The following is a 19562-nucleotide window of genomic DNA, read 5'->3' as shown; positions in this document are numbered from 1 at the left end:
GGCCGTTCGTTGTTATAAAGCCAAAGCCACTGAGTGGCAAGTTCTTGTGCATGTTCGACGCTGTCAAACAGGTGTAAATCGAGCCATTCATGTCGTACTGTTCGATTAAATCGTTCAACATAGGCATTCTGAGTTGGTTTACCTGGTTGAATATAGAGCATCGTAATTTGATATTTTTTAGCCCAACTGATGAGCTCACCCGAAAGGTATTCAGGGCCATTGTCGCAGCGAATAGCAGCCGGTTTACCTCGCCATTCAATAACTTGCTCCAAGGCACGAATAACCCGGGCACTTGGCAGCGACAGATCGACTTCAATGGTTAATCCTTCGCGGTTGTAATCGTCGATGACGTTAAATGTTCGCAACGAACGACCATCAGCTAAACTGTCGGACATAAAGTCCATCGACCAGACTTGATTCATTGCAGTTGGCACGCTTAAAGCGTCCGGTTTGTCGCGTCGCAGGCGACGCTTGGGTTTGATTCGTAAGTTCAGCTCTAGCTCGCGATAAATGCGATACACGCGTTTGTGGTTCCATGGAAACCCTTTCACGTTACGCAAGTGCAAAAAGCACAAACCAAAACCCCAGCGCTTGTGCGCCGTGGTTAAGCGCAGCAACCAGTCAGCAATCACAGCGTTTTCATCGCTGAGTTTGCTTTGATAGTGGTAACAGCTCGTGCTAATGCCCATGCAAACACAGGCAAATCGAACACTGATACCATGACGTTGAATGGCAGCTCGCGCCATCTCCTTGCGCTGAGATGGCTTTACAGCTTTCCCTCAAGGGCTTCCTTGCGGATCTCAGCTTTGAGTCGCTCTTCGGCATACATTTTCTTGAGGCGCTTATTTTCGTCCTCAAGCTCTTTAAGACGCTTCATCATCGATGCGTCCATGCCGCCAAATTTGGCTCGCCATTTATAAAATTGAGCAGAGCTCATGCCGTGTTCACGGCAAAGCTCTGGAACAGGTACACCGTTCTCGTTTTGTTTCAGAATCGCTAAGATCTGACTGTCTGTGTATCGTGATTTGCGCATAGAAAACTCCTTCGTTTTAGTTTAATGGAATTTTCTACTTATAACTGCTCCGATTTTTCGGGGGGATTACACTTTCCCAAAATGTCGATGACTGCTTGCTTCTCGCTCAATATACCGTCGGTGATAAGTCGGTTAGCGACAAGCCCTGTAAATATCTTGGAAAGTGAGGCTATTTGAAATACTGTTAAATCGTTAACTGGCTCACCCGTTTCGCGATTCACGACACCTTCTGTAACAATGCTATCTACCTTGCCACTTTGGAGTACAGCAACGGCAATACCCGGCACATTCTCGGCTTTTATATATTCAGAGCTAATGGACCTTAACCAGTCAGTAGTGAGTTTATTTTGGGGCTCCGTTGTCATTGAGTGAACTGAGAATGCTGTAGACACAAAGAGAGTTGAAGTAAATATTAAAAAGGCAAATCGATTCATTACGAAAGGTTCCTGGTCATTGTTTTGAGATTAAGTCGTTTGAACCTGAAAAAAAGTTCTGATTTAAACTCGAGCACTGAATTTTTTGATTCGTCAGCTTTGAGCGACTAGCCGACAAAACAGAAATGCTCTGAATCGTCTGCTGTTCGCTCAAAGCAGCCCTCGGACTAGAGACAGGCACCAAAACTACATCTCAACGTCTAATATGACTAAAGCGCAACAAGCAAATCTCAACAGCAGTTCGTTACTACTTAAACAATGAACATACGAGGAGAGATGCTTAGTTGCAGCTAATTAAGAGGCACCCAATACTCTAATTCGGGGTTCCAACGATTACCGAATCGCCCCAACGCCAACCCTGATACAAGTTCTGCAAGGAGTCGACATATGTGTAGCCTGTCCATGGATCAGAGATGACGATACCTCCGGATTGCGGGTCAAATCCTTGTAAAACGATAAAATGTCCGATGGGACCATCTGATGGTCGTACAAATGCTATTAGTTTCCATCCACCATTTAAAGACCCGTATAGCTCTTCTGGGGAGCCTGGACGTCCGGCCTGCCACGCGCGAAACCCGTAGGCGTGCAGCAACATGACAAGTTCGCTGGTATACGCGGGTCTATCTCGGGGCCACCCGTCTAAACGCGCAGATATCTGCTCTTGTGTTTGATAGAAGCCGGCTTGAGCCATTACATTTTGCAGTGAAGCAGCCCAACACCAATTTACCGCTCGCTGTCTTTCAATCGCAGGAGATGACCATGAGAGGGTTAGCAATAATATCGTTAATAAGACCAGGGCTATTTTTTTCATTTCTATGACCTCGAAATAAGGATTTGCTCACACGAATATTTATGCCAACAGACATTAAACAGCGTCAAAGGAGGCTGCCATAAATATTCAATCGCTGAAACGCAAATGCCATCCCGAGACCTTCCACTGAAATACTGGTATTTACCGCGTAATTTCAGTTTTTGTGGCGGGTCCAACGAAACCGATTAGTCGGCTACCTGGTCAAGGCAACAAACTTTGCCTTCTTCTGCGAAGTATAGCTACGAGTTGGCTGTTCGCCAGTGAAATTTTATATACATTCCATGAACACCTAAAAGACAGGTCTAAGCCTAATTGGTTAGCTAATGGCTGTTCTTTTAGAATACCTGCATTGCCGGCAACAATTTCGTTACCGGCAGTGTGACGGATTGCAGTCTGTCTACTAGACTTATAAAAGCCAGGGCGCATTAAAAAAACGACTTTTGAAGCAGCACTGGCTACAGGAGGCGTTATGAGACTGCAAGATATTTTAACCGACCCGTCAGCGGCGTACGACAAGCCCGAAGACGTACTGAACGATAACGATCTCAGCGTTAGTGAGAAGCGCAAAGTCCTGGATCAGTGGGAGTTTGACGCGCGGGAGCTTCAGGTTGCTACCGAAGAGAATATGCCAGGCCCGGAAGAATGCTATCTGGAGGATATTCTTAAGGCCAAGAAAAAGCTTGATAACGGCTAAGTCGTTGATGATATCGCCGTGAGGACGCGCTCCTCGCGGCTTACTGTTTTCATTTGGGCAAGCCACTACCTGTATAAAATTTGCGCACCTCAAATCCACAGCCTAAACTCCGAAAGTTAATTCAAGCTAAAGATAAAACGGAGTTTATTATGCGTTTATCCATATGGCTCGGGGCCATTATCCTCTTATTGTCATTCGGTTCCGTCTACACCATGCCGGCCGGGAAATCAGCAGAGCAACAGATTCATACGATCTACGATGAGATCCATAATGCGTTCAAACAAGGCGACGTAAGCCATATCGGTGAAGCCTATTACACGCATGACGCGCTGCTCTTCCCGCCTACCGGGGGCGTCTATGAAGGGCCAGACGAGATTACCGCTATGTTCGAAGGCATGCTTGCGGCTGGCGCGATATTAGTTGTGACGCCACTAGAGATTGAAGTATATGGCGATCATGCGTACGAACGCGGCGTTGGGGCTATTCACAATCCGCAAGGCGATGTGCTGCGAAAAGACAATTACATCGTTATCTGGAAGAAAGTCGACGGCCAGTGGAAGATGTATCGGGATCTGGTTCAGGGATTGCCGGCTGAGTAAGGCTTGGCCCGTGGTGGAACCACGGGCTACGGGTTTAAAACTCAAGGCAGATTTTGCCGAAGTGTTTGCCGGCTTCTTCGTAGCGGAAGGCATCGGCTAATTCTTCCAGGCCGAAGCACTTATCAACGACGGGCTTTATGCCACTGGCATCAATAGCGCGCACCAGGTCCTGCTGGTGAGCACGGCTACCTACTATCAAGCCCTGCAACCGGGCTTGCTTGGCCATCAGTTTCGCGGTCGGGACTTCGCCTTTCATGCCGGTGAGCACACCTATCAGTGCAATATGACCGCTTAAAGCAACAGCGTCTATCGACTGAGGAAGTGTGCCGGGCCCGCCGACTTCAATCACGTGATCAACACCTCGTCCGTTGGTCAGTTTGCTTACCATTTTGCCCCATTCGGGATCATCTTCGTAATTAATCACATGGTCCGCGCCCAGCGTTTTATAGCGCTGCAGCTTTTCATTCGACGATGACGTGGCAAATACCGTTGCGCCGATGCTTTTGGCGAGTACGCAGGCGAATACGGAAACGCCGCCGCTGCCAAGTACCAGCACCGAGTTGCCGGGCTTAATATTGCCGTCGACAACCAGCGCACGCCAGGCGGTAAGACCGGCCGTAGTGAGGGTTGCCGATTCGGCATGGGTGTAGTTGCGCGGCTGATGCGTAAAGTATCGGGTCGGACGCACCACAACTTCGCGGGCGTAGCCGTCGATGCCATCGCCTGGCGTTGAACTGAAGTCCGCCACGAGCGCCGGACCGGTGTCCCACTGCGGGAAGAATGTGGAAACCACCTTGTCCCCTACTTCGAAGTCTTCAACGCCCTCACCGACCGCTTCGACCACACCGGCGCCGTCAGACATTGGGATGCGTCCGTCCGCGGTCGAATTGGAGCCCTTAGCGACGCCGTAGTCGTGATAGTTCAGTGAGCTGGCTTTGATTCGTACGCGGATTTTGCCGGGGCCTGGCTGGCCCGGATCATCTATTTCGGTTAGCTGAATATTATCCAGCCCGAAGGGTTTCCTGAGTTTCAGCGCTTTGATTTTTTCTGCCATGTTCATACTCCTTAATCGCAATGGAATCATGTATAAAAGGTAGTTGTTAAAAGCGCGGGACACAAAGAAGCGTTTCCCCCGTGGTTGAACCACGGGCTACATAGGGGATTTGATGTGCGGAAACTCGTACTACCTAATGCTGAATTTCAGCAAAGTTATTGCACCTACATTACTGAACTGGGTGGCGAAGAACGCTATCCGTTCCCGCTCGACTTTGACCACCAGGACTTTCCCGCGATGCTCGGACGAATCGAGGATTTCCGTATGGGTCGGAATATTCCTGAAGGCTTTGTGCCAAGCTCAACTTACTGGCTGGTTGAGGATAACGAGATTATCGGTTGCACCAATATCCGCCACCATCTGAACGAGAAAATAAAACACTGTGGCGGCCATATCGGATTGGGAATCCGGCCTTCTTATCTCGGCAAAGGCTTAGGTAATGAGCTGCTTAGGATGAGCATCGACCAGGCGAGAAAATTTGGCATCGAGAGCATTCATATTCATTGCCATACCAATAACGCTGCATCCGTTGCGATGATTGAATCCTGTGGCGGTAAGCTTGATTCGGTTATTGATGTTGGTGATGAGCGGGTTAGTCGGTATTTGATTGAGCGATGAGGCGCGTGCAGAGCTTTGCCCGTGGGGGAACCACGGGCTACTGGCATAAAAAAAGCCGCTCGTGGGAGCGGCTTTTTATTTGGATTGGTGGAGCTGGCGGGAATTGAACCCGCGTCCGCAATACCTACATCCTCGGTACTACATGCTTAGTCAGTCATTTAGTTAATCAGTGCGACGCCGGCTGACAGGCTTCGACACTGACGAGCTCGATTGGTTTTAACGCTTCAGCTCCGAGCGAAGCATCCACGCGAGTCTACTTTAGGGTTAGCCGTCCTGATCCAGTCTCATAGACAAAGCGCTGGGGGACGGGCTGAGCGGTTTATTAAGCCGCTAAAGCGTAGTTGTCGTCGTTTGCAACTATTAGGTTGAGGCTTTTTACGAGGCCTGCCTCACCTCGGCATGCACCTTGGGTTTCGTGTATTCCGTCGAATCCAAATCAGCCCCTAAGTGTTAAGCGTCATTATACTGATTTATGGGGGCGTTGTCACTTTTTTCAAGTACCAGCGCCGCCTTCTGCTTACGCCGTCCGAAGCCAAAGGCACGCCGGAATGTAGCGATTGGAATCGGCAGATATTGCCGGTTCGCGGCCGACTGCCAGGGGAAGGTATCCTGATCGGGATCATTGATATACACATAGTTGTCATCGGCGGCACAGATCAGTACCCAGTGCGGCGCTTTGCTCTCATCAAACACATAGGTGCTGATAAGCGCTACCACCAGCTTGCCATTGTTCAGATCAGCAATTAATTGTGACACGGTGTAATCCCCTACTACAATCGGCACACCGGCTTCCTTCAGTGAGGCGATATCATATTCCTGGATGCGCGCCATCACCTGCTTTTTGTCGTTGTTGCGCACCGAATCAAGCAATAGCGGCCCATCCACGCTTACATGCAGGGTCACCTGCATGCCGCGCTTCAGCGCTGCCCGTGCCAGACCATGAGGGCCACAGCCGCCATGCCCGGACGTCATAAAAATAGTGGTGGCTTCGCGCCAGATCTCCAGTTCTTCGTAATGGGCATCGTTCGAGGGAATATCAAAATAGGCCATTGCCATCAGCAGGCTCGCGGGGCCACAGGTAAAGTCGGTGGTCTGGGTGCGATATGGCACCAGCCGCTGGGTGCCGTTACTGCCTTCGGGCAGCTCAAAGCTCGGCAGCAGCTTTTGCAGCACCAGCGCGTCGCTGTCATCTTCATAGTACTCGGCGCGAATCTCCATATCGTAGTAACCGGCCTTGTGGTACATCGCTTGGGCCACAAAGTTATCGGTTTTTACTTCCAGCCGCATAAACAGGCAGTGCCGCTCGTCGGCGTCGTTTTCAGCGGCATCCAGCAGCTTAGTACCAAAGCCCCGCCGCCGATGTTCCGGTGCCACCGCCAGTGAATACAGACGCGCCAGCTGCGTTGCCTGCCGGTACAGCACAATGTAATAGCCCACAACTTCGCCATCGCTCAGCAATACCTGAAAGTCACCGATATCCTGATCGATAAAACGCCGGAAGCTGCGGCGGCTGATGCGATCGGTAATAAAACTGGCCGTTTCTATGCGCTCAAGCGCATCCAGATGCTCGCGGCTGGCGCGCGTCAGTAAAACGGTACTGGTTTCAGACATATAGGCTACTTCTCAGGTTATGCAGTGCAATTTCATGGCCCCATTATACCTGAACCCGTCAGGCAGCGCGGCAGTAGTTTTTTCATCGCAGATTCGGTTATCCCGTATCGCACCGGCGCCGCTAAAGTGGTAAACTTACGCGCAAATTTTTCGTACCACCATTCGTACCACTAAAGGGGCCACCCGTGAGCGACCAAAAACCTTCTCTGAGTTATAAAGATGCCGGCGTAGACATTGATGCCGGTAATGCCTTAGTTGAACGTATTAAGGGCGTGACCAAGCGCACCAAGCGGCCTGAAGTGATGGGCAATATCGGTGGTTTCGGGGCGCTGTGCGAACTCCCGACTAAATACAAGCATCCGGTGCTGGTATCCGGTACCGATGGCGTCGGCACCAAGCTGCGCCTGGCGATTGACCTGAAAAAACACGACACCGTAGGTATCGACCTGGTTGCCATGTGCGTGAACGACCTGATTGTGCAGGGCGCTGAGCCGCTGTTCTTCCTCGATTACTACGCCACCGGCAAGCTGGACGTAGACGTAGCCGCTGATGTGGTTACCGGTATCGGCGAAGGCTGTGTGCAGGCTGGTTGCGCGTTGATTGGCGGCGAAACTGCTGAAATGCCGGGCATGTACGAACAGGGTGATTACGATATCGCTGGTTTCTGTGTTGGCGTGGTCGAGAAAGAACGCATTATTGACGGCACCAAAGTAGCGGCCGGCGATAAGCTGGTGGCGCTGGCCTCAAGCGGCCCGCACTCCAACGGCTACTCGTTGATCCGCAAGATCATTGAAGTCAGCGGTGCTGATGTCGCCAACGAACAACTCGACGGCAAACCGCTGGCTGAACGTCTGCTCACCCCTACCCGCATTTACGTGAAATCTGTACTGGCGATGCTGGAGCAGGTTGATGCGCACGCCATCTCGCACATTACCGGTGGCGGCTTCTGGGAGAATATTCCGCGCGTACTGCCTGACAATGCCAAAGCCGTTATCGATGACAGCAGCTGGGAATGGCCGGTTATCTTCAACTGGCTGCAGCAACAGGGCAACGTGACCACCCGCGAGATGTACCGCACCTTTAACTGCGGCGTGGGCCTGATTATCGCGGTATCCGGCGACCAGGCTGAGAAAGCGGTCGAATTGCTGCGTGCACAGGGCGAAGATGCCTGGGTTATCGGTGAAGTGGCTGAACGCAAGGGCGACGAAGCTCAGGTAGAAATTCACTGATGGCTCGTATTGTTGTTCTGATCAGCGGCTCGGGTAGTAACATGCAGGCCATCGTAGAGGCCTGCGAAGCTGGTCGCATTGATGGCCATGTGGTTGCCGTTATCAGCAACAAAGCCGGTGTTCGCGGCCTGGATATCGCCGCCGAAGCCGGCATTGCCACGGAAGTGCTCTCGCATAAGGATTACCCTACCCGCGAGGCCTATGACGCCGAATTACAGAAGCTGATTGATAATTACCGCCCTGACCTGGTGGTGCTGGCTGGCTTTATGCGCATACTGACGGCCGATTTCGCGGCCCATTATCATGGTAGCATGCTGAATATTCACCCCTCACTGCTGCCCAAGTATACCGGCATCAATACCCATCAGCGGGCACTGGACGCGGGTGATACCGAACATGGTGTGAGTGTGCATTTTGTCACTGAAGAACTCGATGCCGGCCCGGTGATTCTGCAGGCGCGGGTACCGGTGTTTGAGGGCGATACCGCCCAGGATCTGCAACAGCGCGTGCAGACCCAGGAGCACGGAATTTATCCGCTGGTGGTTAGCTGGTTCTGTGCCGGCCGCTTAAAACTGACCGACCAGGGTGTTGAGCTGGATGGTGAGTTATTAGGTCCGGCTGGTTACGCCGCCGATTAATTGGCGGCTTCTGTTTCTACTGAGCCTATTTCTGCCGAGCTTAGCAGCAGTGTGGCGACCTCATCACCGTCTTCGCGCTGCTGCATTTTTACCAGCACATAATTAAGCTGCGGCGCAAACCAGTAATCGGTTTCGCGGCTCGAATTCTCGCGCACCCGGACTACCTTAATCGCCTCCACTTCGCCATAAGGGAGTTTTAGTGTTTCTGGCTGCTGGCGGGCGTACTTTAAGTGATCTTCCTCAGCATCTCCTTCGATAACCCGGTAATTAAACTCGCTCGCGTCCGAGGTTTGCAGGTCATAGCGCAGTTGCTCCAGCATGCTGGCTTCATCAATCAAATCATCGCCCCAGGGGATAGTCACGGGCTCGCCGGTCTCCGCGTTAACCACCTGCTTTTCGTCTGGCTTGAATACGGCTGAAAAGCCTCTGCTTTTGCCGGTTCCGGTGCGGCGATATTCAAAAAACTTCGTCTGCACCTGGCCATCCTCAAATGCGAAGATGCTCCAATAGCGCCGGCGATCCGATAAAAACAGCAGGGATATTTCGGTTTCGGTAAATAGCTCAAAGCGTCCGGCCTCATTTTGCTTTAACTCGCGCACCGCTTCACCGTATTCGGAACCGCCCCGGTAAACCTTGTAGTGGGTTTCATAAGGGGTAAGCTCCGCACTCACCGCGGGAGGCGCAAAAAATAGCGTCGTCAGCAATGTGGCAGCGGTAAAGAATTTCAGCATGATGATTCCTTTTATCGTTGATTACACAGTTCTGACCACACATTCCGCGGCCGGTTCCATTTTCAAACGCGCGTTCAAATTTTGCTTGAAAACGAGCCGCAAAAGCGCTAGATTAGGGGTATCAGAAACTGGTCTGACCTCAAGTTTTAGCCGGAGTTTAAATAATGATAGTCGCGCTTTGGATTATAGCCACCTTACTCGTATTCAGCGGGTTACTTTATTATCGCAGTTCGCTGCTGGTTACCAGCCTTGGTCTGGTCGCCATGTTTGCTATTGGCAGCCTGCTTAATGTTGTGGGTCCGGTACTGTGGGTACTGCTCGCACTGGTACTGGTGCCGCTGAACCTGACGGTATTCCGTCGTGGCGTGATTTCTAAATCACTGCTGGGCATGTATCGCAAAATCATGCCGGAAATGTCCACCACCGAAAAAGATGCCATCGATGCCGGTACCGTCTGGTGGGAAGGCGAACTGTTCCGTGGCGCGCCAAAGTGGAAAAACCTGCACAGCATCCAGAAGGCTGAATTGACTGAAGAAGAACAGGCATTCATTAACGGCCCGGTCGAAGAAGTCTGCAAAATGTTCAACGACTGGGAAGCGACCCATGAACTGGCTGACATGCCGGACGAAGTCTGGACCTATCTGAAAGAACATAAGTTTTTCGCCATGATCATCAAGAAGCAGTACGGTGGTCTTGAGTTCTCTGCCTATGCCCAGTCACGGGTGCTGCAGAAACTATCCGGTGTCAGCACCATCCTGGCCAGTACCGTCGGCGTACCTAACTCACTAGGCCCGGGCGAGCTGTTGCAACATTATGGTACTGAAGAGCAGAAAAACCATTACCTGCCACGCCTCGCTGAAGGTAAAGAAATCCCCTGCTTCGCGCTGACCAGCCCGGAAGCGGGTTCTGATGCGGGTTCAATCCCGGATACCGGCGTGATTTGTAAAGGCGAGTGGGAAGGCAAAGAAATTGTCGGTATTCGCCTGAACTTCAACAAGCGTTATATCACCCTGGCACCGGTAGCGACCGTAGTCGGCCTGGCGTTTAAACTTTCGGATCCGGAAAAACTGATCGGCGATAAAGAAGAACTCGGCATTACCGCTGCGCTGATCCCGCGCGACACCAAAGGCGTGGAAATTGGCCGTCGTCACTTCCCGCTGAACGTGCCGTTCCAGAATGGCCCGGTGCGTGGCCAGGATGTATTTGTGCCGCTGGATTACATCATCGGTGGCCAGAAAATGGCAGGTAAAGGCTGGCGTATGCTGGTTGAATGTCTGTCAGTTGGTCGTGCCATTACCCTGCCTTCTAACAGTGCCGGTGGCGTGAAGTCTATCGCGCTGGCAACGGGCGCTTATGCTTATATCCGCCGTCAGTTCAATTTACCCGTGGGTAAAATGGAAGGCGTCGAAGAAGCCCTGGCCCGCTTAGGTGGTAACGCCTACCTGATGGACGCGGTCACTACCCTGTCCACCAAAGGCATCGATCTGGGCGAGAAGCCATCCGTGATCTCGGCTATTGCCAAGTATCACATGACTGAAAAATTGCGTGAGTGCATGGATGACGCCATGGATATTCACGGCGGTAAAGGCATCTGCCTGGGCCCAAGCAACTATCTGGGCCGTGGCTATCAGGGCGTACCCGTAGCTATTACTGTTGAAGGCGCGAACATTCTTACCCGCAGCCTGATGATTTACGGTCAGGGCGCGATTCGCTGCCATCCTTATGTACTGGAAGAGATGCTGGCCTCGGCTGAGCATAACGCTGAAGGCCTGAAGCGTTTCGATAAAGCCATTTTCGGCCATATCGGCTTTGCTATGAGCAACTTTGTGCGCTCACTGGCGTTAGGCCTGGGCGGCTATCGCTTCAGTTCAGCGCCATACTCTGACAGCACCCAAATTTACTACCAGCAGATGAACCGTTTCAGCGCCAATCTGGCATTATTGTCAGACGTTGCCATGGGCGTGCTGGGTGGCTCACTCAAGCGTAAGCAGCGTATTTCTGCGCGGCTGGGCGATATGCTGAGCTACCTGTACCTGGCCTCTGCGGTACTGAAGCGCTTTGATGACCAGGGCCGTCTGAAAGACGACCTGCCACTGATGCACTGGGCAATGCAGGATACTCTGTACAAGCTGCAGGAAAGCCAGTTAGCCCTGTTGGATAACTTCGGTGGTATCGGCAAAACTATGCGCGTCGTTATGTATCCGTTTGGTCGCATCGTTAAGCGTCCGTCTGATAAAACTGACCGCAAAGTTGCGCGGATATTGCTGCAGCCTAACCCAAGCCGCGAGCGTCTGGGCGAAGGCCAGTTCATGTCAACTGAGGGCCAGTTTGGCTACCTGGAGCAGGCTCTGAAGGATATCATCGCTGCTGAGCCGGCATTCGAGAAGGTTCGTAAAGCCAGCAATAAGCGTCTGGGCTTTATCTTCCTGGATAAAGTTGCGGCAACCGGCAAGCAGTTGGGCGTGCTGAACGATGAAGAAGTTGAGCTGTTAGAGCGCGCTGAAGCCGGCCGCCTCAAGGTCATCAATGTGGACGATTTTGCCCACGAAGATTTGATGGCCGGCAAGGCAGCACATGCCTGGGCCAAAGAGCATATCTGCAATTAAATTGCAGTTAGTTAATAAAAAAGGCCGGGTGTAAAAACCCGGCCTTTTTTTTATGTCTGTGGGAAAACTTAGTCCAGCGCGAATACCAATTTGACCGTGTACCCTTTCGCCGTCACCGGCTTGCCATCGACGATCCGGGGCGCAAAGCGCCACTGCTTTATCGCATCTTCACTGGTTTTGACAAAAGCGCGATCCGAATATTCAGTAATCTCGACGTTTTCGACAAAGCCAGATTCAGTGATGTCATAGCGAGCTGAAACGTCCCCCTCCAGGCCGCGAGAGACAAGAAGTACGGGATACCTCGGATTTACCCGGTACAGCGGCTTAGGGTCCCGTTCATCCTGAATACCGAAACCCATTTTAGAAATGGCCAGACAATGTTCGGTGGCTTCGTCACTCTTACCTTCTTTTTCAAGAAAATGAACTAAGCGGGCGTGGCTCAAGTACTTGGCAGTCACCAGACCAGGTGGCAATACACCCTCATCTGCAGCAGCAACTTTTTTAAATCGCTCTATGGCCTCATCAGCATCGTTCTTAGCTTCCAGGTACCGCCCGGCATGAAAGTTCGCCAGCAGGGTCAGTTCGTGCTCAGGACCAAAACGTTGCTCCGCGGTTTCAGCAAGCTCCACTAAGTCACGGCTGACGGGGCTACCTATACTCAGCAGATGCGACGCCGCCTCAACTTTAGCGCGGAACATGTACTCGGGCTGCTGTTGCATATTGGCATCAGCAATTCTGACCAGATCATCATAATAAGCTTTGGTCGCCTCTAGGTTATGCGTGCCAAGAGCGATCAACAGTACGTCGACCACTTCCGGAGCACTCTGACCATACTCCTTGCGATATACGGCGAGAACTTCCTCTGCTAATTTTTGCGACGGCTCAGAGCGTAAATCATCTGTATGTATCACAGCGAGGTAATTAATCTTCAGCTTGGCGGTATTGATGTCATCCGGGCCAAAATATTTTGCGCCGGACAAATACGCCTGTTTAGCCAGCGGCGCGATTTTTGAATTGGGCAGCTGTGCGTCCAATGCCTCTTGATAGGCGCTATAGTGCTGTTCAAAACCCGCGGCGCCCTGCTCGTCAGCTACTGCCGGGTCTATCGTCAGCAATAAGGCTACTGCCAGCGCAGCCTTAGATAATTTCGCCATTTCGTCATCCTTAAATAATGTTGCGGTAATGTAGCGAAGTTACCATTATGCTGGTTTTCACTCAAACAAATTTCAACCTTAACCCTTGCATCGCTGCGGCCTTTTTTTTGGTGTACAATCCGGTCTTTGTTTAAAACTATAACTCACTATAACTCAGGAGCCGGAGCTGCATGAAGCAACCACAACCATCCGCTGATACCGGTAAACGCGGAGCTTTTACACGTTTTCTGGACACCGTTGAATGGCTGGGTAATCTACTCCCCCACCCCATTACGTTATTCGCACTGTTTGCTATCGCTGTTGTTGTTGGCAGTGGTATTGCGGGCTATTTTGGCTTAAGCGCACAGGATCCTCGCCCCGGCGGCGGCGTTATCGAGGTAGTCAGCCTGCTCAACGCTGAAGGCCTGCAACGTATCGTGACCGGCCTGGTGACCAACTTCACCGGCTTTACCCCTTTAGGCACCGTACTGGTTGCCCTATTAGGTGTGGGTATTGCTGAGCGCTCGGGCCTGTTATCGGCACTGATGCGCGGCCTGGTCATGAACGCCCATCCCCGCATGGTCACCATTGCCGTGGTATTTGCCGGCGTTATCTCCAATACCGCAGCCGAGCTTGGCTATGTGGTGCTGGTTCCCTTATCGGCGATGATCTTCCACTCGCTTGGCCGCCATCCGCTGGCGGGTCTGGCAGCGGCATTCTCGGGTGTATCGGCCGGTTACAGCGCCAACCTGCTTATTGGTACTGTTGATCCGCTGTTAGCTGGTATCACCACCAAAGCCGCCAACCTGATTGACCCTCAATACTACGTAGGCCCTGAGGCTAACTGGTACTTCATGATGATCTCGACTTTCCTGATCGCCGCCATGGGTACCTTTGTAACCGAGAAAATCGTTGAGCCCAAGCTGGGTAAATACGATCCGAAAGAGGCCAGCATCAACCTCTCTGATCAGAAAATTGAAAAACTGACGAAGGTTGAGAAGAAAGGCCTTATCGGTGCCGGCCTCAGCTTTCTGATTCTGGGTATTATCCTGGCGCTGACCATTGTGCCTGAGTGGGGTGTGCTGCGTGATCCGGAAACCGGCGATGTGGCAGGTTCTCCTTTCCTGAAAGGTATTGTCGCCTTTATCTTTATTACCTTTGCCATTCCGGGCTATGTGTACGGCCGCATCACCAAGGTCATGCGCAGCGATCGGGATGTCATTGATGCGATGTCGGACAGCATGAGTACCATGGGCATGTACATCGTGCTGGTATTCTTTGCGGCCCAGTTTGTTGCCTTCTTTGGCTGGACCAACTTCGGCAGCATCTTTGCGGTGAAAGGCGCGACCTTCCTGCAGGAAGTGGGCCTGACTGGCCCGGCGGTATTCCTGCTGTTTATTATGATGTGTGCCTTCGTCAACCTGATGCTGGGCTCGGCCTCGGCGCAGTGGGCGATTACCGCACCTATCTTCGTACCTATGCTGATGCTGATTGGCTACGCGCCTGAAGTGATTCAGGCTGCCTACCGTATTGGCGACTCGGTAACCAATATCATTACGCCGATGATGAGTTATTTCGGCTTAATACTGGCGGTGGCCGCACGCTATAAGAAGGATATCGGTATCGGGACGTTAATCGCGACCATGTTGCCGTACAGCATCATGTTCCTGATTGGCTGGAGTATCCTGTTCTTCGTCTGGGTATTCGCACTGGATATGCCGGTTGGTATTAACACCCCAACCTACTATCCCAATCCGAACCCTTAAGGATTGACTGGCTTTCGTAGCAGGCGGTAGATAATCAGTGAACTGATGCCGCAACCGCCTGTTACGAACACCATAGCCAGGGGATCATAATGCCCCAGGGCATTCACCAGCGCCGACACTAAGCCGGCGATCAGAAACTGCAAACTCCCCGTTACCGCCGATGCTGAACCCGCCCGGGATTGCTGTTCAGCCAGCGCACAGGCCATAGCATTCGGGAACACCATACCCAGGGTGCTGATATAGAAAAATACCGGTACCACTACCCCCCAGAAGCCCCAGCTGAAATAGCCACTGGCCATTAACACCAGGCTTACCAACCCCAGTAGCGGCAGTGATTTATTCAGAATTTTACGCGGATCCCGGCGTTTGAGCAGCCAGCCGTTCAGCTGCGCCATGCCGATAATACCCACGGCATTGGCACCGAACAGCCAGCTGTAAAGCGTTGGTGACAGGCCAAAATATTCAATAAATACCAGCGGCGATGCGACTATATAGGTAAACAGGCCCGACTGGGCCACGCCACCCGCCAGGGAATAGCGCAGAAACGACGGATCTTTAAGTACTTTCCAGTAAATCGGCAGGCTGCCACTAATGCGTACACTTTTATCGGGCAAGCGGCTCTCCGGTAGCCGGATATGCACGATCACCATACAGGCCAGCCCCAGCGCTGCGATAATAATAAAAATCGACTGCCAGCCAAAGGCGGAGGTAACGTAAGCGCCGGCCAGCGGCGCCAGTATGGGTGCGATGCCCATTACCAGGATCAGAAAAGAGAACACCTGCGCCGAGGCTTGCGGGGTATACAAATCACGCACCATGGCCCGGGCAATCACCAGCCCGGCGCACGAGCCAATGGCCTGAAAGAAGCGCAGCACAATCAGGCTCTCCAGGTTGGGCGCGAAGGCACAGGCCAGCGAGGTAATAATATAGAGGGTCAGGCCAAAATAGAGCGGCGGCTTGCGCCCGTACCGGTCCGATACGGTGCCGTACAGCAGCTGACCAATAAACAAACCGAGAAAGAACGAGGTTAGTGACAATTCAATGCGGTTGGATTCGGTATTGTAGCTAGCCGCAATATCGCCAAAGGCCGGCAGGTACATGTCAATCGACAGCGGGCCGAACGCTGTGAGCAGCGCCAGCACCACTACGGTTAAATCGAAACGAGCTTGATCAGAGACTGGCCGCGTGGTCATCCTATCCGGCCGGTGGAATGTACAGCTGGGTACTGTGCGACTCAGGTCGGGTTATGCGTTGCTGCGCGCGGGCCCAGTCGACAAACGACTGCGCGTAGTTTACAAAAGTATCGGTTACCCGGCCGTCTGCATTGATTTCTGCCAGTAGCTTCCAGCCATCACTGCCCAGCGCCAGGAAGCTATTGGTGACCATGGTGTAGCTCTGGCTGTCGCGCGGGCTCTGCCACTGGCCGTCTTGTTTGACTTCAAGGTTGCCGATCCGCTGACCGCTGGCGGCGGACATATCCACATCAAAGCGGATCCCGGCCCCATGCGGATAAGCACCATCTGAGCCACCTTCTGACAGTGCATAATCCAGCGCCTGCTCGAGCAGTATCCGCAGCTCAGCGCCGGTAATTTCAACCGTCACCAGGGTATTAGCAAATGGCAGCAGCTGGTACACATTGGCAATTGTCAGCGGGCCAGCAGCGATTTCGTTCCGCACGCCACCGCCGTTTTGCAACGCGAAATCAGCTTCTGGCGCGCTGAACAGAAAGGCCTCAGCGACCAGGCGGTGGGCATCAGACTGCCGGCCCACGCCGCAGTCAGGCGTGGTCGCCATCCCCCACCGTTTCATGCACATGCGTTGCTCCACCTGCGCGATGGGTTTGGTCGTCATTTCTTCAAGTTGCTGCTGAAACTCGGCCAACAGCATCACACTGGCTTCATCTTCGGCAACCGCAGTGAAATGCGGGAGCGCTTTGATTACCTCTGGTGCGTTTTCACTAACCAGCAGATGGGGCTGGCCGCCACAGTGACTGACCCGATCGCCGGTAAAGTCGATCACCAGCTCACCCACTATTTGCGTGTATTCGCCGGCATGGGCAATACAGACCGGCTCGCCATCAAGATTCATGGTTTGCGCCGGGTACGGGCCATCCTGATCCAGGCCGTAGGCGGCATAATCACCCAGCCAGGTGTGCGAATCACCGCCGATAATAAAATCCACCGCCGGCAGCTTCTGCGCCAGTTGCAGATCATTACTGAACTGGATGTGCGTCAGCAGGCCAATCTTCTCAATGCCCAGTTGGCGCAGCTCATCGACGTAGTAATCGGCGGTAGTATATTCGTCAGCGAATTCAGTGGTGGCGTCTGGCATCGAGGACTGTTTGGTCTTCACCGCGATATCCAGGCCGATGATGCCAACTTTCTCGTCGCCGAACTGATAAACCGCGTACGGCTTGAAGCTGTCCCAGCGGGTTTTCGGCGTTAGTGGCGACACTCCGACTTTCGGCATCACGTTGGCACCAAGCACCGCGGTTGAGCACTCGCTCATCGCCAGCGCGTTGAGGAAAGTCTTTAAGCCCGCGTCACCGTTATCAAATTCATGATTGCCCAATGCCATGGCATCAAAGCAGGCCTGGTTCATCAGGGCCGCGTCCGCCACCCCTTCAAATACGGTATAAAACAAGGTGCCGCTGATGGCATCACCGGCGTGCAGTGCCAGCATGTTCGGATGGCGCTTACGAATGGCTTCAATCTGGGTGACTACCCGCGGAAAGCCACCGGTTTCGATCCGGTGCGTCTCGCCGTCAACCGTTACTGAAGTGCGCTTAGCCGGCTCCAGGTTCGAGTGGTGGTCGTTGATGTGGCCGATTGCCAGCTGAAAGGCACCGTCTGCTTCGGATGGCGCATTGTGCTGGGCACAGGCGGCGATAAGTAAGCTCGCCGCCAGCAGCGGAATCAGCCGCAAGCTCATTTCACCAGTCCGATTTCGCGCAGACGTTCCATCAGGTAGTCGTGGGAACTGATAGGCGCAAAGTGTTGCGGATTTTCCTCAGTGATGCAGCTCTTCAGCGGGGTAATCATCACGTCCGGATTGAAATGCAGGAAAAACGGAATCGAATAACGTGAACGACGGCTGTATGGCTCAGGCGGGTTCACTACCCGATGCGTGGTCGACGGCAGTACGCGGTTGGTCATGCGTTGTAGCATGTCGCCGACGTTACAGATAATAGCGCCTTCGATAATAGTCACCGGAATCCAGCTGCCATCGCGCGCCAGCACTTCCAGGCCCGGCTCGCGTGAGCCTACCAGCAGGGTCAGTACGTTAATGTCCTCGTGGGCACCGGCACGCACTGATGGTGTGCCTTCATCCACGATGGGCGGATAATGCAACGGACGCAGAATCGAGTTACCCAGGTTTACTTTGTCGTTAAAGAAGTCCCGTGGCTGCTTCAGATACACCGCCAGCGCTTCCAGCACCTGCAGGCCCAGTGCATCCAGGGCTTCATATAATTTCAGGATTTTGGTCTTAAACGCCGGCAGCTCTTCCGGCCACACATTGGGTGTGAGTTCAGGAAACGGCGGCTCGCCTTCGATTTCGCGGCCAACGTGCCAGAATTCTTTCAGATCCACATGCTTGGCGTCTTTGGCGATTTCGGTACCAAAAGGCGTATAGCCACGTGCACCGCCGCCGCCCGGAATATGGTATTTGTTTTTCACATCAGCGGGCAGATCGAACAGATCGCGGCTGATATCCAGCGCGTCTTCGATCAACTGCTGATCCACACCATGATTGGTTAACGCGACAAAGCCGTTGGCTTCGTAGCCAGCGCCCACGTGCTGGGCAAAGTCATCAAAATTTTTGCCATACAGGATCATATCAATATGCGGAATTGATTTCATAAGGTCGTTGTCCGGGAATCTGAAAGAACAGGGGTATATGCTATGAATTTACGGTCTTAATCACAACCAAAAACTAGCTTATACCTTCAATTAAAATCAGCTATGCTAAAGGCCGATTCTAGCCCCGCAGTCTGGAGAGCCGTTTTATGTCACAACTTCCTAAGTTCCGGCAAATGTACCGCGAACTCATCGCGATTCCATCCATTTCCGGCATCGGCGATGTACCCTGGGATACCAGTAACCGCCCGGTGGTAGAAAAAATTGGCAACTGGCTGCAAACCCTGGGCTTTCAGGTGGCTATTCAGGAACTCGACCGGCAGCGCGGTAAGTTCAATATGCTGGCCCGCTATACCCCGGCAGGCTCTAATAGCGGCGGTCTGTTGCTCTCGGGGCATACCGATACCGTGCCATGGGATGAGGGTCGCTGGACCCGTGACCCTTTTCAGCTACATGAAGACGACGACAAGCTCTACGGCCTGGGCACAGTAGATATGAAAGGCTTCTTTGCTTTTGTGCTCGAAACCTTGCGGGACATGGATTTAACCAAGCTGAAAAAGCCGATATATGTACTGGCCACCGCCGATGAAGAAACCAGCATGGCCGGAGCCCGCGAGTTGGGGCGTTTTGAAAACCTGAAGCCCGACTACGCCATCATTGGCGAGCCGACTTCGATGACGCCGGTCATTATGCATAAGGGCCATCTGAGCGAAGCCATCCGGGTAACGGGTAAAAGCGGCCATAGCTC

General features: G+C 52.8%; 18 protein-coding genes and 1 other RNA gene. 8 read left to right on the top strand and 11 right to left on the bottom strand.

Annotated elements, in window-relative coordinates; translation table 11 throughout:
• From R3196_RS09350 to R3196_RS10940, 3 genes are all read right to left on the bottom strand, one after another.
• Positions 1-1033, bottom strand: a protein-coding gene (locus R3196_RS09350) for an IS3 family transposase (RefSeq protein ID WP_318936512.1) whose coding sequence is annotated in 2 segments (ribosomal slippage) — positions 1-772 and positions 772-1033 — 1034 coding nt annotated over the 2 segments. Because the reading frame shifts where the segments join, the coding sequence is not laid out codon by codon here. This gene is flagged as partial in the annotation.
• A 38-nt stretch (positions 1034-1071) separates the two neighbouring features.
• A complete protein-coding gene (locus R3196_RS09345; RefSeq protein ID WP_318936511.1) occupies positions 1072-1467 on the bottom strand; it encodes a serine hydrolase in 396 nt (131 codons plus the stop codon).
• 313 nt (positions 1468-1780) lie between these two features.
• Complete coding sequence (locus R3196_RS10940; protein WP_413242916.1) at positions 1781-2278, bottom strand: papain-like cysteine protease family protein; 498 nt, start codon at positions 2276-2278, stop codon at positions 1781-1783.
• Positions 2279-2747: 469 nt separating this feature from the next.
• Between R3196_RS10940 and R3196_RS09340 the strand changes: the two genes are divergently transcribed.
• Both R3196_RS09340 and R3196_RS09335 read left to right on the top strand, forming a co-directional pair.
• Positions 2748-2972, top strand: a complete 225-nt coding sequence (locus R3196_RS09340) for a hypothetical protein (RefSeq protein WP_318936510.1) — start codon at positions 2748-2750, stop codon at positions 2970-2972.
• A 149-nt stretch (positions 2973-3121) separates the two neighbouring features.
• A complete protein-coding gene (locus tag R3196_RS09335; RefSeq protein ID WP_318936509.1) occupies positions 3122-3571 on the top strand; it encodes a nuclear transport factor 2 family protein in 450 nt (149 codons plus the stop codon).
• A 34-nt stretch (positions 3572-3605) separates the two neighbouring features.
• On the opposite strand, the gene R3196_RS09330 is transcribed toward R3196_RS09335, so the two are convergent.
• Positions 3606-4625 (bottom strand): NAD(P)-dependent alcohol dehydrogenase, encoded by a 1020-nt coding sequence (locus tag R3196_RS09330; RefSeq protein ID WP_318936508.1) that lies wholly within the window; start codon positions 4623-4625, stop codon positions 3606-3608.
• 114 nt (positions 4626-4739) lie between these two features.
• Here R3196_RS09330 and R3196_RS09325 point away from each other — a divergent pair, with 114 nt between their 5' ends.
• On the top strand, positions 4740-5243 hold the full coding sequence (locus tag R3196_RS09325) for a GNAT family N-acetyltransferase (protein WP_318936507.1): 504 nt from the start codon (positions 4740-4742) through the stop codon (positions 5241-5243).
• Positions 5244-5328: 85 nt separating this feature from the next.
• On the opposite strand, the gene ssrA is transcribed toward R3196_RS09325, so the two are convergent.
• Both ssrA and rimI read right to left on the bottom strand, forming a co-directional pair.
• Positions 5329-5687, bottom strand: a transfer-messenger RNA (tmRNA) gene (gene ssrA / locus R3196_RS09320).
• Between the two features lie 6 nt (positions 5688-5693).
• On the bottom strand, positions 5694-6854 hold the full coding sequence (gene rimI / locus R3196_RS09315) for a ribosomal protein S18-alanine N-acetyltransferase (RefSeq protein WP_318936506.1): 1161 nt from the start codon (positions 6852-6854) through the stop codon (positions 5694-5696).
• A gap of 185 nt (positions 6855-7039) precedes the next feature.
• On the opposite strand from rimI, the gene purM reads away from it, so the two are divergent.
• A complete protein-coding gene (gene purM, locus R3196_RS09310; RefSeq protein ID WP_318936505.1) occupies positions 7040-8083 on the top strand; it encodes a phosphoribosylformylglycinamidine cyclo-ligase in 1044 nt (347 codons plus the stop codon).
• The gene (gene purN / locus R3196_RS09305; protein ID WP_318936504.1) at positions 8083-8721 is read left to right on the top strand and encodes a phosphoribosylglycinamide formyltransferase; all 639 of its coding nucleotides are present in this window, start codon (positions 8083-8085) and stop codon (positions 8719-8721) included. Before purM ends, purN begins: the two co-directional genes overlap by 1 nt.
• On the opposite strand, the gene R3196_RS09300 is transcribed toward purN, so the two are convergent.
• Complete coding sequence (locus tag R3196_RS09300) at positions 8718-9452, bottom strand: DUF3108 domain-containing protein (protein ID WP_318936503.1); 735 nt, start codon at positions 9450-9452, stop codon at positions 8718-8720. The genes purN and R3196_RS09300 overlap by 4 nt on opposite strands.
• 164 nt (positions 9453-9616) lie before the next feature.
• Between R3196_RS09300 and fadE the strand changes: the two genes are divergently transcribed.
• Positions 9617-12058, top strand: a complete 2442-nt coding sequence (fadE, locus tag R3196_RS09295; RefSeq protein WP_318936502.1) for an acyl-CoA dehydrogenase FadE — start codon at positions 9617-9619, stop codon at positions 12056-12058.
• Positions 12059-12126: 68 nt separating this feature from the next.
• Here the strand turns inward: fadE and R3196_RS09290 are convergent, their stop codons facing one another.
• Positions 12127-13212: an energy transducer TonB gene (locus R3196_RS09290; protein WP_318936501.1), complete on the bottom strand. Its 1086-nt coding sequence runs from the start codon at positions 13210-13212 to the stop codon at positions 12127-12129.
• 170 nt (positions 13213-13382) lie between these two features.
• Here R3196_RS09290 and R3196_RS09285 point away from each other — a divergent pair, with 170 nt between their 5' ends.
• Positions 13383-14957, top strand: coding sequence for an AbgT family transporter (locus tag R3196_RS09285; protein WP_318936500.1), 1575 nt, complete (start codon positions 13383-13385; stop codon positions 14955-14957).
• Here the strand turns inward: R3196_RS09285 and R3196_RS09280 are convergent.
• From R3196_RS09280 to R3196_RS09270, 3 genes are read right to left on the bottom strand one after another with little or no spacing between them, the layout of a single operon-like run.
• Positions 14954-16150, bottom strand: a complete 1197-nt coding sequence (locus R3196_RS09280) for a multidrug effflux MFS transporter (protein ID WP_318936499.1) — start codon at positions 16148-16150, stop codon at positions 14954-14956. The genes R3196_RS09285 and R3196_RS09280 overlap by 4 nt on opposite strands.
• Before the next feature lies 1 nt (position 16151).
• Entirely contained in the window at positions 16152-17888 is a 1737-nt protein-coding gene (locus tag R3196_RS09275) for a bifunctional metallophosphatase/5'-nucleotidase (RefSeq protein ID WP_318936498.1), read from the bottom strand.
• Positions 17885-18817, bottom strand: coding sequence for an isopenicillin N synthase family dioxygenase (locus R3196_RS09270; RefSeq protein WP_318936497.1), 933 nt, complete (start codon positions 18815-18817; stop codon positions 17885-17887). The genes R3196_RS09275 and R3196_RS09270 overlap by 4 nt, the downstream gene beginning before the upstream one ends.
• Before the next feature lie 146 nt (positions 18818-18963).
• On the opposite strand from R3196_RS09270, the gene R3196_RS09265 reads away from it, so the two are divergent.
• Positions 18964-19562, top strand: a 599-nt coding sequence (locus tag R3196_RS09265; protein WP_318936496.1) for a M20/M25/M40 family metallo-hydrolase, incomplete at its 3' end; no start/stop codon positions are given.

The sequence above is a fragment of the Pseudidiomarina sp. genome (assembly GCF_033722695.1).
Lineage (GTDB): Bacteria > Pseudomonadota > Gammaproteobacteria > Enterobacterales > Alteromonadaceae > Pseudidiomarina.
This window is presented reverse-complemented; position numbering and strand designations above follow the sequence as displayed.